Annotated in this window: 5 protein-coding genes; 3 read left to right on the top strand and 2 right to left on the bottom strand. The window is 69.8% G+C overall.

Going from position 1 to position 8,405, the window contains the following annotated elements; all coding sequences use genetic code 11:
* Positions 1-165: 165 nt before the first annotated feature.
* A complete protein-coding gene (locus tag ASF38_RS06595; protein WP_156366825.1) occupies positions 166-3,720 on the bottom strand; it encodes a CDP-glycerol glycerophosphotransferase family protein in 3,555 nt (1,184 codons plus the stop codon).
* 74 nt (positions 3,721-3,794) lie between these two features.
* Positions 3,795-4,913, bottom strand: a complete 1,119-nt coding sequence (locus ASF38_RS06590) for a citrate synthase 2 (protein WP_055969195.1) — start codon at positions 4,911-4,913, stop codon at positions 3,795-3,797.
* A gap of 80 nt (positions 4,914-4,993) precedes the next feature.
* Between ASF38_RS06590 and pdxH the strand changes: the two genes are divergently transcribed.
* From pdxH to ASF38_RS06575, 3 genes are all read left to right on the top strand, one after another.
* Positions 4,994-5,647, top strand: a complete 654-nt coding sequence (gene pdxH / locus ASF38_RS06585; RefSeq protein ID WP_056574745.1) for a pyridoxamine 5'-phosphate oxidase — start codon at positions 4,994-4,996, stop codon at positions 5,645-5,647.
* A 74-nt stretch (positions 5,648-5,721) separates the two neighbouring features.
* Entirely contained in the window at positions 5,722-6,738 is a 1,017-nt protein-coding gene (locus ASF38_RS06580; RefSeq protein WP_056574547.1) for a class I SAM-dependent methyltransferase, read from the top strand.
* Positions 6,739-6,871: 133 nt separating this feature from the next.
* On the top strand, positions 6,872-8,404 hold the full coding sequence (locus tag ASF38_RS06575) for a carboxypeptidase regulatory-like domain-containing protein (protein ID WP_156366824.1): 1,533 nt from the start codon (positions 6,872-6,874) through the stop codon (positions 8,402-8,404).
* The last annotated feature ends 1 nt before the right edge of the window (position 8,405 follow it).

Below are 8,405 nucleotides of genomic sequence, written 5' to 3'. Positions count from 1 at the left end.
GCTCTGATGGGTGTCGAGGTCGATCTCTACGCCGCGGCGGACGGCCGGAATCGAGCAGTCTTCGATCACTCGCTCGCACCGTTCTTCGGGCTCGCGTCCTGGCGCACCTGGCCCACGGTCGCCGAGCCCGAGGTTTCCTGACGAAGCTCGTTCGCGACGAGCGGGTCAGGACTCCTCGAAGAACAGGTCGACGACCCGCGCCGCAGCCTTCCCGTCGTCCCAGGGGGCGTAGGTGGCCCGGAAGTGGTCGTACCTCGTCCGATACCTGTCGGTCAGGTCATCCTGCTTCTTGATCCCGCGCGCCAAGGCACCGACGCTCGTGACGAGTGGGCCGGGGGCGATGTCGGCCAGGTCCATGTACATGCCGCGTCGCCTCGCGTACGCCTCGAGGTCGGGCACGAAGAAGTGCATCGGCCGACCGGTCACGGCGTAGTCGAACATCACCGACGAGTAGTCGGTGACCAGCACGTCGGACGCGAGGTAGAGATCGTTCACGTCGTGGTGGCGGGTGAGGTCCAGGACCCGTCCGCGTGAGCGGTCACCGTCGCTTCGGCGAGCGTTGAAGCTGTGACCGCGCAGGACGATGGTCCACTCCGGACCGAGCAGCCTGGACAGTCGATCCAGGTCGAGTCCCTCGAACATGGACGCGGTCCAGCCGGACCGAAGGTCCTCACGGAAGGTCGGTGCATAGAGCAGGACCCGTGACTGGGGGTCGATGCCCAGACGCCTGTGGAGCGACGTGCGGTCGTCCCCGCGGGCGAGTCTGTCGTTCCGGGGGTAACCGGTCTCCAGGACCGGGCCCTCGTACAGGAACTCCGAACGGATCAGCTCGGTCATGTACGGGCTCGGGGACACCACGGCGTTCCAGGAGGAGGACTCCGCGGCGATGGTGCGGAGACGTCGCTCGGCGTCGTGATGCGCGCTGGCCTCGGAGGCCCCCACGTGCTTCAGGGCAGTGCCGTGCCAGGTCTGGAGCTGGCGCTGGTGGTCGCGAGGGTGCAGTCCGTCGAGGCCCCCGTAGTTGTTCACGACGTAGCGCGCTCGAGCGAGCGCCTCGTACCAGGTGCGTGTGCCCTTGAGCACGGGTACGGCGCCGTGAGGTACCTGGACGGAGTAGTCGCTGACTCCCCAGAAGCTGGTCAGGGGCAGCCCGCGGGCCGAGATCTCCTGGTGGATCGCCAGGGCGCTGTCGGCGGCTCCCGCGCCCATGTCGACGGAGAAGAAGACCGACTCGCTGGGCTCGACGACCGCCGAGGCGCCGAACGCGCGCCGATGGGTCTCGAGCGCATGGCGTCCGAGGTCCGGGACGGGGACGGGCGGCTGGAGCTTGAGCGTGACTCGCGAGAGGGCGGCCCGCTCGAGCTGCCCCCGGATCGCATCGGTCCGGAAGTACAGAGGCATCTGGACAGCGCCCGCAGCCGAGACGATCACTTGTCTGGTGTCGTGGGTCCGGACGGTGCGAGCGACCACGGTGTAGGTGCCGCTGGGGAGGGCCCGCTCCACGCCGCGGCCGTCCTCGGTGTGCAGGGGCAGTCGCACGGTGAACCGAGGACCTTCCACCGCGACGTGGGTCCAGTGGTCGAGGGGGGCGGATCCGGCCTCCAGACCGATCTCGACATCCGCGGGCTGGTCGTCGAAGTACTCGCCCTCGATCACCAGGTGGTCGCCCTCGCACCGGCTCGACGTGATCAGCAGCGTTTCGCGGCGCTCGGTCACCACGGCCTCGCCCCACTGGTTGAACTCCGCGACGAAAGGACCGGAGCGGTGGTGACTGCGGTTCTGGGGGATCCAGGACACAGGACGGTGCTCCCCGTCGGCGTCGCGTGCCTTGAGCTTCCAGGTGGTCCAGTACCGACTGGGGTGGCTCGGGAAGACAGCGGCGACGCCGGGCCCGTCACCGTTGTCGAGGAAGGGGACCACGGCCTTGCTGTCGGGGCTGACGGCGACGAGCTGCACGTCGGAAACGGTGTCGGCGACGACGGCCGGCCCGTCGACGTAGAGTGAGCGGAGCCGGAGCTCGTCGGTCTTCGCGACGAGGCGCAGCGGCTTGCCCGCGTCGGTCACGCCACGGACGGACACCTGCTCGTTCGCCAGGGTCGTCCCGAGCACCGCACAGGAACCTCCGCGCCAGATGGTGTCGAGCGGCGTCTCCTGCTCGAGCCCGTCCTGGCGCACACGGACCGCAAAGGACCACGTGCGTGCCTCGCCGTGCGGCAGGTCCGCGATCAGCGGGGCGAGCGGCACGATCGCGACGAAGCCGTCGCGATCGTGGGGTCGTGTCCGGTCCCGGGCCCACTCGTTCGCCTCGGGTGAGGCGCATCGCGTCGTCGCCACGACATGAGGAGGGGCGTCCTCCGTGGCCCTCGCGAGCAGCTCGATCTCCTGGGATCCGTCGGTGACCGCAGGGATGTAGGCGTAGCCCTCGAGGCGAAGCGTCTCCCGGTCGGACCACGAGGCGTGGGTCAGGGTCGCGCGGAGAGGCCGTTCGCCGGTCACGTCGAGGACGTCGACCGCCAGGCCGTCCGTGCTGACGGGGAACGCTGTCCGATCGATCCGCGCTCGCCCGTCCTCGACGACGAGGGGAAGGGCGTCCGCGTGCTCGAGGTACCAGTCACGGACCTCCTCGATCTCCGAGCCGCGGCGAGCAGCCAGCAGCTCGAACAGCACACGTCGCTCCTGGGACGTGTTGGCCTTGACCTCGGCCGGGGCGCCGACCCAGTACCTCTGGACGGCGGCTTCGAGGAGAGCGATGAACTCTGGGGCAGGTGAGGCGCCCGCACCGATGCTGCGGAGGTAGATCCAGAGATCGCCGTCGAGCGTCTTGAACGTGAAGGTGTCGCGCATGGCCGTCGTCTCGCCGTGAGCCCTGAGCAGACCGTCGACGGTAGCGATCATCTCGAGCTTGTCGGCCAGGTTGGAGGTCTCGATGCGACGCTGCGAGATCGAGTCGCCCTCGTCGCGCATCCGCCACACGTACACGTGCTCCGCGACGACGTCGACGCCGGAGGCGAGCAGAAAGGCCTCGCACATCGGTGCCATGTCCTCGTACAGCTTGCGCTCTGGGAAGTGGATCGCGTGACGTCGGAAGAAGTCGGTCCGGAACACCTTGTTCCAGGCGACGGTGTCGAACAACAGCGAAGGTTCCTGAGCCACGGTGATGGAGCGACGCGTCTGCACGTGGGACCGAGACTGGTTCCAGGCCTGCCAGCGGTTGCCGGACTGCTGGCGCTGGACGTTGCCCGTCGCCAGGTCGGACTTCGAGCGCTGGAGCGACGTGACCATGCGCTCGTAGGCACGGGGCAGGACGATGTCGTCGCTGTCGGCGAAGGCGAGGAACTCGCCCCGCGCGAAGCGCACGCCGGTGTTCCTGGCGGCGCCCAGCCCGCCGTTGACCTTCTCCACGAGACGGACACGCTCGTCGCGTTCGACGTAGCCCTGGCAGATGGCGGGAGAGCCGTCGGTCGATCCGTCGTCGACGAGGATGAGCTCGAGCTTGCGATGGGACTGGCCCAGGATGCTGTCGATGGCCTCGGCGAGATAGGTCTCGACGTTGTAGACCGGCATGACCACGCTGAGGAGACCTCGGCGTTCGGCCTTGGTCGTCGGACGCCCAGCCGGCCGGACCAGCTTGCGCTTCAGGTCCTCGGACACCCGTTGGCGCGCTGCCCGCGGCAGCCGCGGGTAGATGTCACGGGCCCACTGGCGTGCAGTTCGAGTCAACGCTTTGCTCCGGAGGTCGGCAGGGTCGCGGCCCGATCATCTCAGATGTGAGCGGTCTTGCCAGAACCTTCGGCTCAGCCCTTCGCCCACTCCTCGTTCCAGCCCTCGACCTCGTCGGCGCTGCGGGGGTCGGGGCCGGTGTAGACCGACGAGGGCCGGATGAGGCGGCCCTTGTTGTACTGCTCCAGGATGTGGGCGCTCCAGCCGGCGGTGCGCGCCGACGTGAACATCGCGGTGAACATGTTCGGCGGCACCTCGGCGAAGTCGAGCACGATCGCGGCCCAGAACTCCACGTTGGTCTCGAGGACGCGGTCGGGGCGGCGCGCACGCAGCTCGGCGAGTGCAGCCTGCTCGAGCGCCTCGGCCACCTCGGCGCGGGGGGCGTTGAGCTCCTTGGCGGTGCGGCGCAGCGTGCGGGCACGGGGGTCCTCGGCGCGGTAGACGCGGTGGCCGAAGCCCATGAGGCGCTCGCCGGAGTCGAGGAGGTTCTTCACGTAGGCCTCGGCGTCGCCGGACTTCTCGACCTGCTCGATCATGTGCAGCACGCGCGAGGGGGCACCGCCGTGCAGCGGGCCCGACATGGCGCCGACGGCACCGGAGAGCGCTGCGGCCACGTCGGCACCGGTGGAGGCGATGACGCGAGCGGTGAAGGTGGAGGCGTTCATGCCGTGCTCGGCGGCCGAGACCAGGTAGGCGTCGATCGCCTTGGCGTGGTCGGGGTTCACCTCGCCGCGCCAGCGCATCAGCATCCGCTCGACGATGGTGGCCTGCTCGTCGATGACGGCCTGGGGCACCATCGGCTTGCCGACGCCGCGGGCGGCCTGTGCCACGTACGACAGGATCATCACGGCGGTGCGGGAGAGGTCCTCGCGGACCTGCTCGGGGGTCTCGATGTCGTAGAGCTGGCGAAGGCCCCACGCCGGAGCGGTGAGGGCGATGGCGCTCTGCACGTCGGCGCGGATGTCGCCGGAGTGCACGGGGATGGGGAACGGCTCGGCGGGCGGCAGGCCGGGCTCGTAGTGGCCGTCGACCAGGAGGCCCCAGATCTTCTCGAACGGCACGCGGCCCACGAGGTCGTCGATGTCGACGCCGCGGTAGCGCAGCGCGGACCCTTCCTTGTCGGGCTCGGCGATGTCGCTCTCGAACGCGATGACGCCCTCGAGCCCGTGGTGAACCTTCACGTCTTCAGCCATGGCTGCATTGTGCCCTGGACCGCAGGGCCTGTGTGCGGCGCGTCCTGCCGGTGGTCCTGAGCCGCACTACCGTGGTGGTCATGACCGGCTCCCTCGACGCGGCACGGCTCGCGGCCATGCGCAGCGAGTACGAGAACGCCGGACTCGACGAGGGCACGGCCGGTGACGACCCGATGGACCTGCTGAGGCGGTGGCTCGACGACGTCGTCGACGCGCAGGTGCCCGAGCCCAACGCGATGGCGCTCGCCACCGCCACGCTCGATGGTCTCCCGTCGGTCCGCACGGTGCTCATGAAGGGGCTCGACGACCGGGGCATCACGTTCTTCACCCACTACAGCTCCCGCAAGGGAGTGGAGCTGGCAGCGAACCCGCGGGCCGCGGCCACGTTGCTCTGGCACCCCGTGCAGCGCCAGGTGCGGCTGGAGGGACGCGTCGAGCGGCTGCCGGAGGAGGAGAGCGACGCCTACTTCGCGAGCCGGCCGCGGGGCGCCCAGCTGGGCGCAGTCGCGTCGCACCAGTCGCGGCCGGTGGCCGACCGCGCGGCCCTCGAGGAGCAGGTGCGCGAGGCCACCGAGCGGGCGGGAGACGCCGAGGTCCGACGGCCGTCGACGTGGGGTGGCTACCTCCTGGTGCCGACCACCATCGAGTTCTGGCACGGCCGGCGCAACCGCGTGCACGACCGCCTGCTGTTCCGTCACGAGGACGGCTGGCACCGCACTCGGCTCCAGCCGTGAGATGACAGGTCTGGTGTGGCCCGGCCCGCTCGGCGGACTCGCAAGGACGCGCTGCGCACCTATGCTCTCGTGACATGACCTCCGAGAAGCCCCGGACACTTCACGACATCCCCGGCTGGTTCTTCTGGCCCGATCAGTGCACGTTCCGACACTTCCTGGGCAAGGAGGCCGTGAGGAGCGAGGGCAATCTCGTCGAGCTCGGGACCTATCTCGGTCGCAGCGCCGTGCTGGTCGGTGACTACCTGCAGAACGGCGAGACGTTCACGGCGCTCGACCTGTTCGGTGGAAGTACGGACGAGCACAACAAGGCCGAGAACGACGGTTCCTACCGCAACCTCACGCGCGAGGCCTTCGAGGCGAACTACCTCGCCCTGCACGACGAGCTTCCCGTGATCGTCCAGGACCTGTCCTCGGCGATCGTCGACCACGTGCCGCCGGGCTCGGTCAGGTTCATGCACATCGATGCCTCGCACCTCTACGAACACGTCGTCGTGGACATCGAGTCGGCCCGTACCCTCCTGGCGCCGGGGGGAGTGGTGGCCTTCGACGACTTCCGCTCCGAGCACACGCCAGGCGTCTCGGCCGCCGTGTGGGAGGCCGTGATCGGCGGCGGTCTGCGACCTATCGCCACGACGTCGCTCAAGATGTACTGCACGTTCGACGAGGACGTGACGCCGCACCGGGACGCGCTCGAGCGAGCCGTGCCCGAGTACGACGAGCTCTCCACGGTGATGGAGCGCTACCTCGGGCAGGACGTCCTGCGCGTCGTGCGCACGGAGAAGCCGAAGCCCGCGTCGAAGGCGCCGGGTGTCCCGGACGTTCTCGCGAAGCTCGGGGAGCTGGAGAAGCAGCTCACCGCCGCGGACGCCGGCTCTGCGCAGCTCGAGCGTCTGGACCAGCAGGGCGCGCGACTGCAGCAGATCGAGCGTGACCTGTCGCAGCTGCAGACCCTCCGACAGCGCCTCGACGACCTCGAGGGGTACGAGCGCGCGGAGGCCAAGCACACCCGCAAGCAGCTCGCTGCCTTGCGCGAGCAGGTGCGCGACTCGGGCTTCTCCGGGCGGGTCATGCGTCGTCTCCGGAAGCGCTGATCGAGCCCTGAGCCGCGGACAGAGGTGTGTCGCCCCGGGACGACACACCTCTTGCGCCGCCTCATGCGCCTGACGCACACTGAGCGCGGCGCGACGGGGTGGTCCCGTTGCCTGTTCTCGGGGGTTTGTCGTCGTGCGCACGAAGTCTTTCGGTCTGTCCCGTCCTGTCCGCCTTCTGGTCGTCGCGCTCGTCGCAGGCCTGATGACGGCGGGCCTGCTCGCTGCACCGGCGGTCGCCGCCGACGGCCGGATCACCGGGAAGGTCGTCGACAGCACCGGCGCACCCGCTGCCGGCAGCGTCGTCGTCGCCTACCGCGTCAGCCTCGGCAGCGGCGAGGTGTCCGAGGCCGGGCGTGCCACCGTGTCCGACTCGGGCTCGTACTCCATCTCGCTCGCGCCCGGCAGCTACCGGTTGTACTTCCGTGGGCTTCCTCAGCACCGCCCCGAGTACTGGAAGGACGCCGAGTCCGTCTACGTGGGAGACCCGGTGACCGTCGCGTCCGAGGGCACCGCGGCCGGACGGGACGCGGAGCTGGCCCTCGGCAACGGACTGCGTGGCCGCGTCGTGGACGACAACGGGCGGCCCGTGCCCGAAACCCTGATCTCGGTGTACGACTACTCGACCGGCGAGTACACAGGTGAGATTGTCGCCGACGCCACCACCGACGAGGACGGCTGGTTCCGCCTGTACTCCCTTCCTGCCGGCACGTACCGCGTCTCCATCGCCCCGGTCTGGTTGCGGTGGGAGTTCTGGAAGGACGCCAAGCGCATCGGCGAGGGCCAGGACATCGTGGTCCCGTCGGACGGCGCGACCGAGATCCAGGCCGAGGTCGAGCCCTGGACGCGGAACACCACCCCGCCGGCGATCACGGGCACGCCGCGGATCGGCTCCCCGATGAAGGCCTCGCTCGGCGAGTGGACCCACACCTCCGACATCCGCTTCGCCTACCAGTGGTCCATGGACGGGGTCGCGATCGACGCAGGCAAGCAGGCCGACTACACGCCGACGCCGGGCACGCTCGGCAAGCGGCTCACCGTCACGGTCACGGCGAGCCACGCCGGCGAGGTCGTGGCGCGGTCCACGTCGAGCCCCACCGAGAAGGTCGAACCGGGTCAGATCGAGGTGGTGCGCGCGCCGACGCTGAAGGGTCGCGCGGTCGTCGGGTCCACGCTGGAGGCGGACCGCGGGTACTGGACGCCGTCGGGCCTGACGTGGAACTACGTGTGGGTCCGCGACGGCAAGGCGATCCCGACCTCGGTGCCGGGTTCACGCAGCGCGCGGTACACGCTCACGGCAGCGGACTGGGGCAAGAAGGTCGCCGTGCGGGTCTCGGGCGAGCGATCCGGCTACGGGGTCCAGCGTCGCTACACCCCCGCGGTGTCGGTGCTGAGGACGCCGTCGATGTCGAACACCACGACCGTCCTCGGCGGTGGACGCGTCCAGCTGACCGCGAAGGTCGTCGTCGTGGGGGCGACGAACCCCGTCGGCACCGTGGCCGTGCTCGAGGACGGCGAGCAGGTGGGCACCATCGCGTCGCTGTCGAAGGGTGTGGGCTCGATCGTCCTGACCGGTCGCTCGCCCGGCTCGCACACCTACACGCTCGAGTACTCCGGCAACCGCCTGGTCGAGCCCGCCAGCAGGTCGCGCACCGTCACCGTCCGCTGAG

It is taken from the genome of Aeromicrobium sp. Leaf272, assembly GCF_001422865.1.
Classification (GTDB): Bacteria; Actinomycetota; Actinomycetes; order Propionibacteriales; family Nocardioidaceae; genus Aeromicrobium.
This window is presented reverse-complemented; position numbering and strand designations above follow the sequence as displayed.

Excerpts from the sequence above, each read along its gene's own strand:
- ASF38_RS06580 (WP_056574547.1), top strand. The coding sequence starts at position 5,722 with ATGACCTCCGAGAAGCCCCGGACACTTCACGACATCCCCGGCTGGTTC.
- ASF38_RS06590 (WP_055969195.1), bottom strand. The coding sequence starts at position 4,913 with ATGGCTGAAGACGTGAAGGTTCACCACGGGCTCGAGGGCGTCATCGCG.
- pdxH (WP_056574745.1), top strand. The coding sequence starts at position 4,994 with ATGACCGGCTCCCTCGACGCGGCACGGCTCGCGGCCATGCGCAGCGAG.